The following is a 16424-nucleotide window of genomic DNA, read 5'->3' as shown; positions in this document are numbered from 1 at the left end:
AGCTAAAGCCACAATTAACTATAATAAGCCAATTTGCCTCTACTGGCATAATAAAATTTAAAGGATCAAGATGGCTGTGAACAAAAGTGTTCAATTAGGAAAAGCAAAAGACGAAGATATCGAAGATATCGATTTTGCTGCGATGTTAGAGGAGTCTTTTAAAAAGACTGAAGAAGATAGTGACGCAAAGATCGTCAGTATCAATGGTGATGAGGTTTTAATCGACGTTGGCAAGAAGTCAGAAGGCATTTTAAATGTTTCTGAGATCACTGACGCAAACGGCAACCTGACGCATAAAGTTGGCGATACGATCAAAGTTGTAATAACTGGATCAAGAAATGGAAGACCTATAGTGTCGCACAAAAAAGCACTTAGAAAAGAGAAAGTTAAAGCTTTCATCGAAGCTTACGATCCTGAAAATTCTGGCGAAATCGACGTAAAAGTAGTTGGAAAAAATAAAGGTGGTTTTATCACTCAAGACGCAAATGGCGTAGAATTTTTCTTACCAAGAACGCACAGCGGATTTAAAAACGCTGAGGGTGTAGTTGGAAAATCATACAAAGTAAGAGTTATAAAAGTCGATAAAGAAGAGAATAGCATCGTTGTCTCAAGAAAGAAAATTTTAGACGACGACCGCAAAAAACGCAAAGAAGCTCTATCAAATATAGTAGAAAACGATAGCGTTATAGAGGGCACAGTTAAGAAGATCACAACTTATGGTATGTTTGTTGATGTGGGCGGTGTAGACGGACTTGTGCATTACAGCGAGATAAGCTACAAAGGCCCAGTAAATCCTAGCTCTTTATACAAAGAAGGCGATAAAGTTTTAGTTAAAGTTATCAGCTATGACAACGAAAAACGCCACCTATCTCTATCTATCAAGGCTGCTACTCCAGATCCTTGGGAAGAGATCATAAGCGACGGCCTAGAAGTTGGCGACACTATAAAAGTAACAGTTAGCAATATCGAGCCTTATGGCGCATTTGTCGATCTTGGAAATGATATTGAAGGATTTTTACACATATCTGAAATTTCATGGGACAAAAATATCAAAAATCCAAAAGATCACATCAGTGAAGGTCAAGAGATCGATGTTGAGGTTATAGAAATAGACGCAAAAGGACATCGCTTAAGAGTGAGCCTTAAAAATTTACTTCCAAAGCCATTTGATGAATTTAAAGCGAAATTTAAAGAGGGCGACGTAGTAAAAGGCGTTGTGACAACTATCACAAATTTTGGCGCATTTGTTAGAGTAGGCTGCGTTGAGGGCTTGCTACACAACGAAGATGCATCTTGGGATAGAAATGATAAGTGCAAAGATATGTTCAAAGCTGGCGATGAGCTAGAAGTAAAGATCATCAAGATCGACAGCGCTGAGCAAAAAATTTCTCTAAGCCTAAAAGATCTAAAACAAAGTCCAGTTCAGGCATTTGCTAATAAATTTAGTGTAGGCGACATCGTAAAAGGAACGATCCGTGACATTAAAGATTTTGGCGTGTTTGTTGAGCTTGGCGATAATGTCGATGCGTTAATCCGCAAAGAAGATCTAGGTAGCGTAGATGCAAACACGCTAAAAATTGGCGACGAGATCGAAGCTGCTATCGCATTTATCGATGAGAAGAAAAATAGAATTCGCCTAAGTATACGCCGTTTAGCAAAACAAAAAGAGCGTGAAGTGTTAAATGAGATCAACGACAACGACGATAAAGTAACACTTGGCGACATCATAAAAGAACAATTACGCTAGTATAAATGGGCAGACGCACGCTTTTATTAGTAGTTGTTCTGCTCTTTGTGATGTTAGGTTTGGTTGGAATTTATCTTGTTAAATTTGCAAGCGTAAATTTCAGCCAAACTACTGAAAAAAATATTACAAGTGAGCAAAATATAACCAAAAATACAGCCGGCAGTGAAAACTGGATCAACGAGCTGGCAACTATTAAGAAAAAAGATTACGTATTGCCCGTAAATGAAATTTTTATAGAATACAACCGACCTAAGATAGAAAAGCCAAAGATCACAGCATACGAACTTTTGATAGATAAAAACGACATCTACTCTATGTTTTGCTTGATGCAGACTTTAAGAAATAGTGAGGTTGATTTTACTGTAGTAAGAGATGGCGCTAAGAGCCAGATCTTTTTAAATACCCAAGACTCAAGGCTTTTGCAAAATATCATTTTGCAGTTAAGAGTTTATGATATCCACTCAAGTGTGAGAGAGGTAAAATTATGAAAACTATCATTGTTTGTGATGCGATACACCCAGTAGGTTTTGAACTTTTAAAAAAAGAACAAGACATAAATGTAATAGACGCAGTTAATACCCCAAAAGATGAGCTTTTAAAAATTTTAGGCGAGGCTGATGTAGCGATCACTAGAAGCTCGACTGAGGTAAATGAAGCGTTTTTAGAAGCTGGTAAGAAGCTAAAAGCTATCGTTAGAGCTGGTGTTGGCGTGGATAACGTTGATATAGATGGCTGTTCAAGAAGAGGCATCATCGCTATGAACGTCCCAACTGCAAATACTATCGCAGCAGTTGAGCTAACTATGGCACACATGCTAGCAGCTGCAAGATCACTTGAATACGCTCACAACGATCTAAAACTAGATAGAATTTGGAAACGCGAGAAGTGGTATGGAGTTGAGCTTTTTAAGAAAAAGCTAGGCGTGATCGGCTTTGGTAACATCGGCTCAAGAGTAGCAGCTCGCGCAAAAGCTTTTGGCATGGATATCATCGCATACGATCCATATATCGATCCATCTAAAGTCATCGATATGGGCGGCACTTATACTAAAAATTTTGATGACATCTTGGCATGCGACTTCATCACGATCCACACTCCAAAGACCAAAGAGACAACCGATATGATCGGCGCTAAAGAGATAGCAAAGATGAAAAATGGCGTAAGGCTTATAAACTGCGCTAGAGGTGGTCTTTATAACGAAGAGGCGCTTTATGAAGGGCTAAAAAGTGGCAAGATAGCATTTGCTGGTATCGATGTTTTTACAAAAGAGCCAGCGACAAGCCATCCGCTTCTTGATCTAAATAATGTAAGCGTCACACCTCATCTTGGAGCAAACACCCTTGAGTCGCAGCGCAACATCGCAGTAGAGGCAGTCGAGCAAGCTATCTTGGCAGCACGCGGTATAAGCTATCCAAACGCTTTAAATTTACCTATCAAAACAGAAGATCTACCGCCATTTGTTGAGCCTTATATCGATCTTACAAGCAAGATGGCATTTCTTGCAGCTCAGATAAACAAAAGTGCCATCAAAGCTATCCGCATAGAGACTCACGGGCAGATTGGCGAATATGCAAATTCAATGCTAACTTTTGCGATTGTGGGCGCTTTAAAAGAGAGTCTTGGCGATGCGATAAACTACGTAAATGCTAAATTTTTATGCGACGAAAAAGGCATAACTACCGAAACTAGCACAGGTGGAGACAGTATCTTTAAAAACAAGATCACAGTTCGTCTTACGACTGAAAACGGCATCGTAAGCGTTGGCGGCACGGTCTTTGGGGAAAATCAACAACGCATAGTAACCGTAAATGGCTTTAAGACTGACTTCAAGCCAAAAGGCAAGATGATCATCTTTAAAAACCACGACGTACCAGGTGTTATCGCTCAGATCAGTAAAATTTTAGCTGACGAGAAGATAAACATCGCAGACTTCCGTCTTGGTAGAGATGAACACGGCATGGCGCTTGCGGTCATCTTGGTTGATGAACATATAAAAACAGAAACGCTAGAGAGATTAAACGCACTTGAAGCTTGTGTTTGGGCTCAATACGCAGTTATATAACAAATTACGAAAGGATAAAAAATGGCTTCATATTCAATGGGCGATCTAAAAAAGGGACTAAAGATCGAGATCGACGGCGTTCCTTATAAAATCGTAGAATATCAACACGTTAAACCGGGCAAGGGTGCAGCTTTTGTTCGTGCAAAGATCAAGTCTTTTGTCGACGGAAAGGTTCTTGAAAAGACTTTTCACGCAGGCGATAAGTGCGAGCAGCCGCATCTTGAAGAAAAAGAGATGCAGTACCTCTATGATGATGGTGAGTTTTGCCAGTTTATGGACACGACTACTTACGAGCAAGTTGCGATCAGCGACGAGGATGTGGGCGATGTTAAAAAATGGATGATCGATGGCATGATGGTTGAAATTTTATTTCACAACGGCAACGCAATCGGCGTTGAAGTGCCACAAGTAGTCGAGCTCAAGATAGTTGAAACTCCACCAAATTTCAAGGGCGACACACAAGGCGGCAAAAAGCCAGCTACTCTTGAGAGTGGTGCGGTAGTTCAGATACCATTTCACGTACTAGAAGGCGAGGTCATCCGCGTTGATACCGTTCGTGGCGAGTACATCGAGCGCGCAAATAAATAACCATACATCTGGCACGTTAAATTTATGAAAGAGAAATTTGACGAGCTTATCGCTCTGCTAAAGCCGCTATTTAAGGATAATGGCTTTAGCAAGAGCGCTTTAAATTTCTACAAAAATACTCCAAATTTTATCTATGTTGTAAATTTTCAAAAAAGCAGCGGCAATGGCTCAGAGCGCACGAGATTTTATATAAATTGCGGCATTTACGCCCCTTTTATAGAGGCCACTCTTGGCAAAGAAGCGCTTAGCAAGCCAAAAGAGTATGAGTGCCATTTTAGAGCTAGAGCACATGAAATCACTCGCACGGCTGCTGCATACTACGAGCTAGAGCCAGATAGTGACGTGACTAAAATTTATGAAAATGTAGCAAACGACCTTGGCTTTGTTTTTAAATTTTTTGAGCAAAATAGCTCGGAGGAAAATTTAATAGAACTAATGCTCGAACAAAACGGCCTTGCAGCGATAAATCAGCTCTACGAATATCTTTTGATAAAAGATAAAAGTGAAATTTTGATCTCTCATGCCAAAAAGCTCTTCGCAAAGCACGGCAGTGAGGCAAGGTGGGGTAAATTTGAAAACCAGATAAATGAGCTACTTAGAAAATATAAAAAAGATGAGACAAAATTTAAATGTTAAATCGCATTTGGTTGTAAAAACAGCAAGTACGATCAGATAAATATGTAAACTTTGCGTCTATTTTAAATTTTTATTTATTTAAACTACTTACTAGAATTTAGGACTTATAAATTTAAAGCTATATTTTAAAATAGAAATTTGTTGTGGTTTGCGATGCACCAGCATTAAAGCATGCATTTTGAAGGTGCGAGAGGTTTTCGCTCTGGCTTCGTCTCGTAACTGCAAGTAGACGTGAGGCTAAAGAGGGATAAAGGGACGGTTTTTAGTGTCTATTCTGCAGTTGCGAGCCTGAGAAGCAAAATTCAAGCCCCTTGTCACCCTTTTTGATAAAAAATTTAAATTTATAAAAATCTACTTTTGCAAATTTTAAAATCTTATTCACTCGCCTTAGCAGACTACTAATTTTAGGCTGCACATCGTTTAGTACTAAATTTAAAGACATGATATGTCAGCTCTAATTTTAAAATTTGCTTGAGTTTTTAACCGCATGCAGTGCGAAGCACCGTTGCATGTACCTCTAACGTGCGAGGGGTTTGGGGGATTTAAAAAGGGGGATAAGGGGACGGCCTCGTAACTTGAGTCCCCTTGTCTCCCTTTTGAATAAAAAAATTTATAAATTTAATCAAGCTATCTTTGCAAATTTTAAAATTTCATTCACTCACAAGAATTGCTACTAAAATTACTCGTTCACAAATTTTAAAATTTGCTAGATGCTCATCTTGGATTGTTAAATTTGTGTATTGTAGAGCTGGCTGTTCAATTTATCCAAAATTTTAGCTCTAATTTGAAATTTTGCTCGGAGTGTAAATTTAGGTTTACTGTTCAACTATCTTTTTAACAGCTAGTGAGGCTAAATTTAGCCCAAAGCAGGCAGTTACGCCCATGAAGCTGCCAAGTGGTTTGCAAAGTGGTTCTTCTGTTGAAAAAACCACGTCAAATTTACCGCTAAAGCCTGATTTTTTGAGCTCATATCTATATTTTCTAGCTAGTGGATCGACCGATGTTTTCCAAACGCTAGCCACCTTTATTTTTGTAGGATCGACCCTTTTTGCACCACCCATAGAGGCTATAAATTTGCTAGGATCTACTGCGTTTGCAAGGGCAATCTTAGCAGCGATATCATCGATCGCGTCGATCACCACGTCAAATTTACTAAAGTCAAATCCAGCGACAAACTCAGGCGTGATCAGCGTCTGTATAGGCGTGATGCAAGGATAAATTTTGGCAAACTCCTCCACCTTTACGCCTCCTACGTTTTCGCTGTAAATTTGGCGGTTTTGATTTGTCACGTCAAAGATGTCTTTATCGATCAGCGTGATGCTTCCGACTCCGCTTCTAGCAAGCGCATCCACGCACATCCCACCAACGCCTCCAGCTCCGCAAACTAGCACTTTTGCGCTTTGAAGCTTGCTAAAACCATCCTCGCCAAAGAGCCATCTTATCCTTGTAAATCTATCATTTTGCATCAAATTTCCCTTTTAAGCTCTCCAAGCTCTCGTATGAAGTCATGTTTAGTTTTATGGGCGTTATCGTTGCAAAGCCCTCATTTACCTTACTGATGTCGCTTGGCTCGCCTTTTTCGTATTCAAGTGCGGCGTTTCCAAGCCAGTAGTACTCGATGCCTCTTGGGTTGCGATTAAGCGTGGCATGCGTGGCGTAAGTGCGTCTGCCAGCTGGCACGACGGCATAACCTTTGAAATTTTTGCTAGTTGTGGCTGGGATATTTACATTTAGAAATTCTCTTTGATTTAGCGAAATTTCATCATTTAGCACCTTTGGTACGACAAATTTAACGATCTCTTTTGCTAGCTCAAAGCCAAGTTCATTTAGTGAGTTGTTTTCATAAAACTGCGAAAAAGCGATGCTTCTAATGCCTTGCAAAACGCCCTCCATCGCCGCTCCACACGTGCCAGAGTAGGTGATATCTTCGCCCAAATTTGCCCCGTGATTTATGCCGCTTATCACTAGATCTGGTTTTTTATTATAAAGTGCATGAAGTGCGAGATAGACGCAGTCGCTGGGCGTTGCGTCGTCAAGTTTAAAAAAGCTATCATCAAGTTTTATAAACCTAAGAGGCCTTGTGAGCGTCAAAGAGTGAGCGCAGGCTGATTTTTCAGAGCTTGGAGCTACGATCGTGACATTTACGCCATCTAGCTCGCTTAAAGCTTCTTTTAAGGCAAGCAGTCCAGCCGCCTCAAATCCATCGTCATTTGTTATCAAAATTTCTTTCAAATTTTATCCTTTAAAGGGTTGGATTTTATCACAGCTTTCTTAAAATTTTAAAGAATTTTTGCGTATAATGCCCCCAAAAAAAGACCTGATGAAAGTGTGTAAATGAAAATTTTAGTCTCCGCTCTTGAGCCATCGGCAAATTTGCATTTAAAAGAAATTTTGAAAAATTTCGAGGGCGAATTTGAGCTAATGGGAATTTTTAGCGAAGAGCTTGGCACACCATATATGAAAAGCAGCGAGTTTTCAGCGATGGGCTTTGTCGAGGTTTTGCCACTCATTTTTAAGGCAAAAAAGGCGATGAAAGTGATGAGCCAGATGGCAAAAGAGGCTGATGCAGTGCTGCTAATAGACAGTCCAGCCTTTAATCTGCCGCTTGCAAAGGCGATAAAAGAGGCCGGTGCAAAAGCAGCCGTGACATACTATATCTTGCCTCAAGTTTGGGCGTGGAAGCCAAAAAGAGTGAGCGTTGTGGAGAGATACTGTGACAATCTTGCTTCGATCCTGCCATTTGACTCTAAATTTTATAGTCGCTCGACCTACGTGGGCCATCCTTTGATGGATGAGATAAAGCTTAAGAAAACTAGCCTAAGTAGCAGTGGCAAAGTGGCTTTTTTACCAGGATCAAGAAGGTCAGAGATTTCAAGGCTGATGCCAGTTTATAGAGAGCTTGCTAAAAAGATAGAAGCAAAAAGGCTGCTTGTCGTGCCGCCATTTTTGCTTGATAAAGTGGGTGAAATTTATGGCGATGTGAGCGAATTTGAGGTCGTCTCAAACACGCCTGAAGCCTTGTATGAGAGCGACTTTGCCTTTGTCTGCTCTGGCACTGCTACGCTTGAGGCAGCTCTCATTGGCACGCCATTTGTGCTAGCATATAAGGCAAAAGCGATAGATGTTTTCATCGCTAGAAAATTTGTAAAGATCAAGCACGCTGGACTTGCAAATATAATGTTTGACTTCATGGGCAAAGAGCCGCTTCATGAGGAGTTTATCCAAGAGTTTGCAACGGCTGAAAATTTGCTAAGAGCCTACAAGAGCTGCGATAGGCAAAAATTCTTAAAAGGCTGCGATGAGCTAAGGGCTTACCTAGGGCATGGTAGCAGTAAAAATGTAGTAAAAATTTTAAAAAATATGGAGTAAAAAATGAGTGAACCAATGACAATGCACGGATACGAGAAGATAGAAGCTGAGCTAAAAGATCTAAGGCTAGTACAGCGCCCACAAATCGTAACAGAGATCGACATCGCAAGAAGCCACGGCGATCTAAAAGAAAATGCTGAGTATCACGCAGCAAAAGAGAAGCAAGCCTTTATAGACGCTAGGATCGCTGAGCTTAGCGCACTTTTGGCAAATGCTGAAGTTATTGATCCAAGTAGCTACGAGCATGATAGGGTGAGATTTGGCTCTAGTGTGACGATAATGGACGAAGAGACCGAGGTAGAGCATACTTACACGATAGTTGGCGTGAGTGAAAGTGACCTAGACAAGGGCTATATCTCGATAAACTCACCTCTTGCAAAGCAGCTTTTAGGCAAGGCTGAGGGCGATGAGGTAGCGCTAAATTTACCAAAAGGTAGAAGCGACGTTGAGATTGTTAAGATCTGCTACAAACCTATAAAATTTGACTAAAAGACGAGGCAAAGAGCTAAAAACTGCTTTTTGGCTCTGCTAATTTTTAATTAAGGCAAAATTTGAGCGAATACCTATATGCCCCCGTTATAAAAGAAGGCGCGATCTTTTTGGCTGATGCGCATGAAAATGTAAATAGAGATGGATTTTTGAAATTCTTGCATGCCGTTGATAGCGGAGAGATCAAGGAGCCACCGCAGATTTTCTTGCTTGGCGATATATTTGATTTTTTAACGGGCGAGGGTGAATATACGCAAGAATTTTACGCTGAGCACTTAAGACTTATAAATAAAATTTCACAAAAGGTGGAAATTTTTTACTTCGAGGGCAACCACGATTTTAGACTTTCAAATTTATTTAATAAAACTAGAGATTTTTGGGACAAAGGCGAGAGGCTAAGCTTTGAGGGGGTAAAGGTCTATGACATTTGCGCTCAGCCAGTGAAATTTAGAACTATAAGTGGCGAGCACGTCCAGATCGCGCATGGCGATATATTTTTGCCTTTTATAGATAAGTATGCGCTTAGGTTTTTAAGGCTTAGATGGTTTTTGAAATTTATGAACGCGCTTGATAAAATTTTGAATTTTAAAATTTCAAAAGCGATACTAGCCAAACTTACTAAGAAAAATCTGCACTATAAAATTTCAAACTTCAAGGAGCTAATGAGCAAGCATTTGCAGGGCTTTGACGCAAGTATAGTGATAGAGGGACACTATCATCAAGGTGAGCTATTTGATATTTACGATAGATTTTATATAAATTTACCTTGTTTTGCATGCGAGCAAAGTTATTTTGTTGTAGAATACGCCCAGCAAAAGTTGAATTTGCTCAAAATGAGTTTGAAAGGACATTGATGTTTGGAGACAACGTACTAAAAACGGGCTCAAACGAGATGGAACTTGTTGATTTTCGTATCTTTAAAAAGGCCGAAAACAAAGTATATGAAGGAATATACGGAGTCAATGTCGCAAAGGTGCGGGAGATCATTAAGATGCCAAATCTTACCGAGCTTCCTGGCGTTCCTGAGTATATCGAGGGAATTTTTGATTTAAGAGGTGTGGTTATCCCTGTCATAAATTTGGCAAGATGGATGAATATCATCGAGCCAACTGAGGGTGTAGTCATAAAGCCACGTGTTATTATCGCTGAATTTAGCGGTATATTAATCGGTTTTATCGTCCATGAGGCCAAGAGGATCAGACGTATAAACTGGAAAGACATAGAGCCTGCAAATTTTGCTGCTGGAGCTGGCACTCTAGACAAAGGCAAGATCACAGGTGTAACAAGAATAGAAAATGACGAAGTACTTTTAATTCTTGATCTTGAAAGCATCGTTGAAGAGCTAGGAATTTACTCACCAAAGATCGAATTTGACGTAACAGACGATCAAAAGATCAAAGGTGCTGCTTTAGTTCTAGATGATAGCTCAACTGCTAGAAAGCTAGTAAAAGACGCACTTGAGAAGATGGGTCTTAGCGTAGTTGAAGCTAAAAACGGCGTTGAGGGATTAGAGAGAATGGAAGAGCTTTATCAAAGATATGGAGATAACTTAACAAAAGAGCTTAGAGTTATCTTAAGTGATATCGAAATGCCACAAATGGATGGATACCGCTTTGCTTCAACTATTAAAAATGATGATAGATTTAAAGATGTTCCGATTGTGTTTAACTCTTCATTAAGCAACGAATTTAGTGAGGTTAAGAGTAAAGAAGCCGGTGGTGCTGCGTATCTTACAAAATTTGATGCTGGTGTATTTTATCAAGAGGTGCTAAAAGTGATTGAAGCACATTCTAAATCTGCGAAGTGAGGTGAAGTATGGATGATATGAAAGAAATAATGGAAGACTTTTTAATAGAGGCTTTCGAACTTATTGAGCAGATAGACCATGACCTTGTTGAACTAGAGGCAAACCCTGAAGATTTGGAGCTTTTAAATAGAATTTTCCGTGTTGCTCACACAGTAAAAGGTAGCTCAAGCTTTTTAAATTTTGACGTTTTAACAGAGCTTACTCACCACATGGAAGATGTTTTGAACAAAGCTAGAAAAGGCGAGCTAAAGATCACTCCAGATATCATGGATGTTGTTCTTGAATCAGTTGATATGATGAAGGGACTACTTGAGAGCATTAGAGATAACGGTAGTGACGCAGCCGCTGGCATTGATATCAAAAATATTTGTGTAAGACTTACTCAAATTTCAGAAGGTGAAGCTCCAAGCGCAGCCCCAGAAGCTCCAGCCGCACCAGCACCTGAGCCAGTAAAAGAGCCAGAGCCAGCCGCACCAGCTGAAGAGGCAGCTCCTGAAGTAAGCGATGCTGAGCTTTCAAAACTAAGCGACTCTGAGGTTGAAGCTGAGATAGAAAGACTTTTAAAAGTTAGAAAAGCAGAAGATCAAGCAAGACGTGCTTCAAAAGGCATAGCTCCAAAATCTCCTGAAGAGATAGCTCCAGCCACAAGCGCTGCACCAGCACCTGCACCTAAGCCAGCTCCTAGTAGAGAAAGAGATGCGGATAAAAAAGTGCCAGCAGCTAGTAGTAACAGTGCGGTAGCACAAGAGCAAACGATACGTGTTGAAGTAAAAAGACTTGATCACTTGATGAATTTAATCGGCGAGCTTGTCCTTGGTAAAAACCGCTTGTTAAAAATTTATGATGACGTAGAAGAGAGATATGAGGGCGAGAAATTCCTCGAAGAGCTAAATCAAGTAGTCTCAAGTCTAAGTTTAGTTACGACTGATATCCAACTTGCTGTTATGAAGACAAGGATGCTTCCAATAGCAAAAGTCTTTAATAAATTCCCACGTATGATACGCGACCTTAGCCGCGACCTTGGTAAGCAGATCGACCTTGAAATTTCAGGTGAAGAGACTGAACTTGATAAATCAATCGTTGAAGAGATCGGCGATCCGCTAGTTCATATCATAAGAAACTCATGCGATCATGGCATCGAAGATCCTGAGACAAGAAAGGCAATGGGCAAACCTGAAAAAGGCCTTGTTCAGCTAAAAGCTTACAATGAGGGCAACCATATCGTTGTTGAGATAGTTGATGATGGTAAGGGCTTAGATGCTGATATGCTTAAAGCTAAGTCTATAGAAAAAGGCATCATTACTGAGCGAGAAGCTGATGCAATGAGTGAGAAAGAGGCTTTTGGTCTTATATTTAAGCCAGGATTTTCAACTGCTGCAAAGGTTACAAACGTATCTGGTCGTGGCGTTGGTATGGACGTTGTTAAGACAAATATCGAAAAGCTAAATGGTATCATTGATATTGAGAGTGAAGTTGGAAAAGGCACAGTTATGAAGCTTAAAATTCCACTTACACTTGCGATCATTCAATCACTTCTTGTCGGAACACAAGAGGAATTTTATGCGATACCACTTGCGAGCGTTCTTGAAACTGTTCGCGTACCTATCGATGATATCTATACGATCGATGGCAAAAACGTTCTAAGACTAAGGGATGAGGTCTTATCTCTTGTTAGACTTTCAGATGTCTTTGGTGTCAATAAAGTCTTTGACGGCGGAGATCAAACTTATGTCGTTATCATCGGCGTTGCCGAGGCAAAACTGGGCATCATTGTAGATACACTAGTCGGTCAAGAAGAGATCGTTATTAAGTCAATGGGTGATTATTTGCAAAATATCCCAGGCATCGCTGGAGCTACTATAAGAGGCGATGGCCGCGTAACTCTTATCATAGACGTTGGTGCTATGATGGAGATGGCAAAGGATATTAAGGTAAATATTAGAGCCGAAATGGAAGATAGTGCTAAAGCAAAAGAGAAACCAAGCGATTATAAGGTCCTAATCGTTGATGACTCTAAGATGGATAGAACCATTATGCAAAAATCGCTTGAGCCAATCGGCGTCACAATCATAGAAGCAACTAACGGAGTAGAAGCACTCAATATAATTAAATCAGGCGAGCATGCATTTGATGCGGTGCTCATTGATATTGAGATGCCAAGGATGGACGGATATACTCTAGCAGGTGAAATTCGCAAATACTCTAAGTATCGCACTTTACCGCTAATAGCAGTAACATCAAGAACGTCTAAAACTGATAGATTGCGCGGAGTAGAGGTTGGTATGACTGAATATATCACAAAACCATATTCGTCAGAATACCTTGAAAACGTTGTTAGAAAAAATATTAAATTAGGTTAGGGGTTAGGCGATGAATGATAAACTAAACCAAGTTTTAAGCAAACAAAAACAGCAAATTGACGAGCCTGAGATAAAAAACAACGAAGATATAGTCCAACTTGTAGGCTTCGTTGTTGGCGAAGAAGAGTATGCGATACCTATTTTAAATATCCAAGAGATAATCAAGCCTATCGAATACACCCGTGTTCCTAGCGTGCCTGACTATGTTCTTGGTGTTTTTAACCTACGTGGAAACGTTATCCCGCTTATTGATTTGCGAAAACGTTTTTCACTAAATGTTACAAAACAAAGCTCAAATACAAGATATATCGTCATGAAAGATGAGGATAATATCGCAGGCTTCGTGATAGACCGTTTGACGGAGGCTATCAGAATAGACCGCAACAGGATCGATCCGCCGCCAGAGACTTTGGTAAAAGACAAAGGCATGATCTATGGTATCGGCAAACGCGATCAAAACATCCTTACGATTTTAAAGGTTGAAAGCCTTTTAAAGCGTGATTTTTAGGGCATAGCTTGATAAAACTTTGTGTTTTTGACTTTGACTCTACGATAATGGACGGCGAGACGATTGATATCCTCGCCGCCGCCAATAACGCTAGCAATGAGGTGGCTAGTATAACGAAGCGTTCGATGAACGGCGAACTTGATTTTTTTGAAAGTCTTACAGCAAGAGTAAAATTTTTAAAAGGAATGCCACTTTCAAAAGCAGATGAAATTTGTAAAAATTTACCCATCATGCCAGGAGCTAGCGAGCTTATAGCTGCTCTAAAGCAAAAAGGCATAAAGGTCGTGGTTTTTAGTGGTGGTTTTCACATCGCAACTGATAAGATGCAAGAAAAACTTAAATTTGATGCAAATTTTGCAAATATCTTGCACCACAAAGATGGAATTTTAACAGGTGAAGTTGGCGGAGAGATGATGTTTGGTAGCTCAAAAGGCGAGATGATAGATCGCTTAAAGGGACTATTAAATTTAGATAAAAGTGAGATCATGTGCGTTGGCGATGGAGCCAATGACGTATCTATGTTTAGAAAATGTGATCTAAAAATTGCCTTTTGTGCGAAAGAAATTTTAAAAAAAGAGGCGACGCATTGCGTGGATGTCAAGGATCTGCGTGAAATTTTAATTTATATAAGGTAAAAAAATGTATGACAATGAAGCTAAATTTTCTCTTTGGTGTGACTTTATAGAGAGAGATTTTTTACAAAACGAATTCAACTCTTTATTAGAAAAAGGCGTTATAAACGGAGCTACAAGCAACCCAGCTATCTTTAAAACAGCTTTTGCATCACCTGCTTACAAACAGATCATACAAAACAGCAACAAGCGTCATCCAAAAGATCTTTATGAAATTTTAGCAACCCAAGATATCAAGATCGCCGCATGTAAAATGTTAAAAAACTACGCAAACGGCGATGACGGCTTTGTTAGCATCGAGGTTGATCCAAATTTAAGTGGCGAAATAGCTGCGACGATAGAAGAGGGCATCAGGCTTCACAACCTTATCTCAATGCCAAATGTTATGATAAAAATTCCAGCTACAAAAGAGGGCTATGAAGCGATGAGCGCGCTTATGGCAAGAGGTATCAGCGTAAATGCGACGCTCATTTTCTCGCCAGATCAGGCCAAAAACTGCCTAGAGGCTTTCAAAGAGGGTAGCAAGGCTTATGCAAGCCGCTTTGTGGATACGACGATGCCAAAAGGTGTGATCAGCGTTTTTGTTAGTAGATTTGATAGAAAGCTTGATGAGACAATGGCTGCAAAGAGCTTGCCAACTGGGCAGATCGGCATAATGAACGCTGCAAATATCTATCATATCATTGAGGATTTTGGCTTAGAAAACGTAAGGACACTTTTTGCAAGCACTGGCGTAAAAGGTGGTGGCTTAAGAGGGGATTATTACGTTAGAGAACTAATGTATAAAAACTCTATAAACACAGCTCCGATAGATACGATAAAAGAATTTATAAAAGAAAAAGCTGAGGCAAAAAATGCCCCTAGCAAAGAGAATATCTCAAGCTTTTTTCATATCATAAAAAATAATGAGATCGATATAAATGCTACTTATAAAGAGCTTTTAAATGACGGCTTAAAACAGTTTGTTGTAGCATTTGACGACATTATGAAATCGCTTTAATGACCAAAAAAGACCTAGACTCATATCTGTGCTCTTTAGTGGATAAAGGCGGCAGCGACCTTCACCTAAAGTCTGCAAGCCTTGTTTATGGCAGATTTAATGGCGAGATCATGCCACTTAGTGAAGAAAATTTAGACCCAAGTGACGCAGTAGCTATCGCAAATGAACTTTTGGGGGCTAAATTTGATGAGTTTATGGATAAAAAAGATATAGATTTTTCTTATAAACTAAATGATGAGTATTGCTTTCGTGTAAATATGTTTTTGCAGATAAATGGAATTTCTGCTGTCTTTCGTGTCACTCCAACGAAAATTCCAACCATAAAAGATCTAAATTTACCAAGCGTGATAGAAAAAATTTGCACCGAGACCACTCGTGGCATCATTTTAGTGACTGGCCCAACTGGAAGCGGCAAGACAACGACGCTTGCAAGCATGATAAATTTCATCAACCAGACAAAAAGATCACACATCGTGACTATCGAAGATCCGATTGAGTATGTATTTAACGACGATAAAAGTATAATCAACCAGCGCTCTATCGGGGCAGATGCGCTAAATTTCTCAGATGCACTAAGGGCTTCATTAAGAGAAGATCCTGACATCATTTTAGTGGGTGAGATGAGAGATCTTGAGACCATTGAGACTGCCATTAGAGCCGCAGAGACTGGACACTTGGTGCTTTCGACACTTCACACACTTGATGCAAAAGAGAGCGTAAATAGAATAGTAAATAGCTTCCCACAAGGCGAGCGAGATAAGGTCAGCCTTATGTTCTCTTCAGTACTTGCTTGCGTCATCTCACAAAGGCTAGTTAAGACGCTTTTTGGTACAAGACGCCCAGCAGTTGAGATCATGAGAAAAAATACCCGCATAAAAGAGCTCATATCTGAAGAGAAATTTGACGAGATCGATCTTGCCATAGCTGAGTCAAAAAATACTTATGGCATGCAAACTTTTGATCAGCACTTGCTTGAGCTTTATGAAAATAAGATAATTAGTGCCGAAGTGGCGCTTGACAATGCTAGCAATAGGGGCGATTTGCAGCTTAAGATAAAAAGCTCAAATGTAGCAGGCTTTAGCTTTGAAAATGGTGTAAATTTTGGCAAACCTCAAAGCAAACAAGATCAACCTGAAGTGATCGCACTTAAAGAAATTTAATAAGCTTTATGTGAAATTTATAAAGCATTAGATAAAATCAGCACCTATTTTTTATGAAAGGAAAAC

Annotated in this window: 16 protein-coding genes; 14 read left to right on the top strand and 2 right to left on the bottom strand. The window is 39.9% G+C overall.

Annotated features, from left to right (window positions below):
• Window positions 1–70 precede the first annotated feature (70 nt).
• Genes F3G76_RS03360 through F3G76_RS03340 form a run of 5 tightly spaced genes read left to right on the top strand, consistent with a single transcriptional unit; the run spans window position 71 to window position 5033 of the window.
• Window positions 71–1747 (top strand): 30S ribosomal protein S1, encoded by a 1677-nt coding sequence (locus tag F3G76_RS03360; RefSeq protein ID WP_148788323.1) that lies wholly within the window; start codon window positions 71–73, stop codon window positions 1745–1747.
• 5 nt (window positions 1748–1752) lie between these two features.
• Window positions 1753–2235 (top strand): hypothetical protein, encoded by a 483-nt coding sequence (locus F3G76_RS03355; protein ID WP_148788322.1) that lies wholly within the window; start codon window positions 1753–1755, stop codon window positions 2233–2235.
• Window positions 2229–3809: a phosphoglycerate dehydrogenase gene (gene serA, locus F3G76_RS03350; RefSeq protein ID WP_223227419.1), complete on the top strand. Its 1581-nt coding sequence runs from the start codon at window positions 2229–2231 to the stop codon at window positions 3807–3809. The genes F3G76_RS03355 and serA overlap by 7 nt, the downstream gene beginning before the upstream one ends.
• 21 nt (window positions 3810–3830) lie before the next feature.
• Window positions 3831–4397: an elongation factor P gene (gene efp, locus F3G76_RS03345; protein ID WP_004317246.1), complete on the top strand. Its 567-nt coding sequence runs from the start codon at window positions 3831–3833 to the stop codon at window positions 4395–4397.
• Window positions 4398–4421: 24 nt separating this feature from the next.
• Window positions 4422–5033, top strand: a complete 612-nt coding sequence (locus tag F3G76_RS03340; RefSeq protein ID WP_149705917.1) for a DUF4304 domain-containing protein — start codon at window positions 4422–4424, stop codon at window positions 5031–5033.
• An 815-nt stretch (window positions 5034–5848) separates the two neighbouring features.
• Here the strand turns inward: F3G76_RS03340 and F3G76_RS03330 are convergent.
• Together F3G76_RS03330 and surE are read right to left on the bottom strand one after the other, a co-directional pair.
• Complete coding sequence (locus F3G76_RS03330; protein ID WP_109146826.1) at window positions 5849–6499, bottom strand: tRNA threonylcarbamoyladenosine dehydratase; 651 nt, start codon at window positions 6497–6499, stop codon at window positions 5849–5851.
• The gene (surE, locus tag F3G76_RS03325; RefSeq protein ID WP_149705915.1) at window positions 6489–7265 is read right to left on the bottom strand and encodes a 5'/3'-nucleotidase SurE; all 777 of its coding nucleotides are present in this window, start codon (window positions 7263–7265) and stop codon (window positions 6489–6491) included. Before surE ends, F3G76_RS03330 begins: the two co-directional genes overlap by 11 nt.
• Window positions 7266–7367: 102 nt before the next feature.
• Between surE and lpxB the strand changes: the two genes are divergently transcribed.
• From lpxB to F3G76_RS03280, 9 genes are all read left to right on the top strand, one after another.
• Complete coding sequence (gene lpxB / locus F3G76_RS03320; protein WP_149705914.1) at window positions 7368–8402, top strand: lipid-A-disaccharide synthase; 1035 nt, start codon at window positions 7368–7370, stop codon at window positions 8400–8402.
• A gap of 3 nt (window positions 8403–8405) precedes the next feature.
• Window positions 8406–8891 (top strand): transcription elongation factor GreA, encoded by a 486-nt coding sequence (greA, locus tag F3G76_RS03315; RefSeq protein ID WP_012001423.1) that lies wholly within the window; start codon window positions 8406–8408, stop codon window positions 8889–8891.
• A 62-nt stretch (window positions 8892–8953) separates the two neighbouring features.
• Entirely contained in the window at window positions 8954–9745 is a 792-nt protein-coding gene (locus F3G76_RS03310) for a UDP-2,3-diacylglucosamine diphosphatase (RefSeq protein ID WP_149705913.1), read from the top strand.
• Window positions 9745–10698, top strand: coding sequence for a chemotaxis protein (locus tag F3G76_RS03305; RefSeq protein WP_107914591.1), 954 nt, complete (start codon window positions 9745–9747; stop codon window positions 10696–10698). The genes F3G76_RS03310 and F3G76_RS03305 overlap by 1 nt, the downstream gene beginning before the upstream one ends.
• Window positions 10699–10706: 8 nt before the next feature.
• Complete coding sequence (locus F3G76_RS03300) at window positions 10707–13058, top strand: hybrid sensor histidine kinase/response regulator (RefSeq protein ID WP_149705912.1); 2352 nt, start codon at window positions 10707–10709, stop codon at window positions 13056–13058.
• A 10-nt stretch (window positions 13059–13068) separates the two neighbouring features.
• Window positions 13069–13566: a chemotaxis protein CheW gene (locus tag F3G76_RS03295; RefSeq protein WP_021087872.1), complete on the top strand. Its 498-nt coding sequence runs from the start codon at window positions 13069–13071 to the stop codon at window positions 13564–13566.
• An 8-nt stretch (window positions 13567–13574) separates the two neighbouring features.
• Complete coding sequence (gene serB, locus F3G76_RS03290) at window positions 13575–14201, top strand: phosphoserine phosphatase SerB (RefSeq protein ID WP_149705911.1); 627 nt, start codon at window positions 13575–13577, stop codon at window positions 14199–14201.
• 4 nt (window positions 14202–14205) lie between these two features.
• Window positions 14206–15198, top strand: a complete 993-nt coding sequence (locus tag F3G76_RS03285) for a transaldolase (RefSeq protein ID WP_149705910.1) — start codon at window positions 14206–14208, stop codon at window positions 15196–15198.
• Entirely contained in the window at window positions 15198–16358 is a 1161-nt protein-coding gene (locus tag F3G76_RS03280) for a type IV pilus twitching motility protein PilT (RefSeq protein WP_103598339.1), read from the top strand. Before F3G76_RS03285 ends, F3G76_RS03280 begins: the two co-directional genes overlap by 1 nt.
• Window positions 16359–16424 lie beyond the last annotated feature (66 nt).

The sequence above is a fragment of the Campylobacter concisus genome (genome assembly GCF_902460575.1).
Taxonomy (GTDB): domain Bacteria; phylum Campylobacterota; class Campylobacteria; order Campylobacterales; family Campylobacteraceae; genus Campylobacter_A; species Campylobacter_A concisus_AW.
Note: the sequence above shows the minus strand (reverse complement) of the source record. Positions and strands in the feature narration are given on the sequence as shown.

Excerpts from the sequence above, each read along its gene's own strand:
- F3G76_RS03360 (WP_148788323.1), top strand. The coding sequence starts at position 71 with ATGGCTGTGAACAAAAGTGTTCAATTAGGAAAAGCAAAAGACGAAGAT.
- F3G76_RS03355 (WP_148788322.1), top strand. The coding sequence starts at position 1,753 with ATGGGCAGACGCACGCTTTTATTAGTAGTTGTTCTGCTCTTTGTGATG.
- efp (WP_004317246.1), top strand. The coding sequence starts at position 3,831 with ATGGCTTCATATTCAATGGGCGATCTAAAAAAGGGACTAAAGATCGAG.
- F3G76_RS03340 (WP_149705917.1), top strand. The coding sequence starts at position 4,422 with ATGAAAGAGAAATTTGACGAGCTTATCGCTCTGCTAAAGCCGCTATTT.
- F3G76_RS03330 (WP_109146826.1), bottom strand. The coding sequence starts at position 6,499 with ATGCAAAATGATAGATTTACAAGGATAAGATGGCTCTTTGGCGAGGAT.
- lpxB (WP_149705914.1), top strand. The coding sequence starts at position 7,368 with ATGAAAATTTTAGTCTCCGCTCTTGAGCCATCGGCAAATTTGCATTTA.
- greA (WP_012001423.1), top strand. The coding sequence starts at position 8,406 with ATGAGTGAACCAATGACAATGCACGGATACGAGAAGATAGAAGCTGAG.
- F3G76_RS03305 (WP_107914591.1), top strand. The coding sequence starts at position 9,745 with ATGTTTGGAGACAACGTACTAAAAACGGGCTCAAACGAGATGGAACTT.
- F3G76_RS03300 (WP_149705912.1), top strand. The coding sequence starts at position 10,707 with ATGGATGATATGAAAGAAATAATGGAAGACTTTTTAATAGAGGCTTTC.
- F3G76_RS03295 (WP_021087872.1), top strand. The coding sequence starts at position 13,069 with ATGAATGATAAACTAAACCAAGTTTTAAGCAAACAAAAACAGCAAATT.
- F3G76_RS03285 (WP_149705910.1), top strand. The coding sequence starts at position 14,206 with ATGTATGACAATGAAGCTAAATTTTCTCTTTGGTGTGACTTTATAGAG.
- F3G76_RS03280 (WP_103598339.1), top strand. The coding sequence starts at position 15,198 with ATGACCAAAAAAGACCTAGACTCATATCTGTGCTCTTTAGTGGATAAA.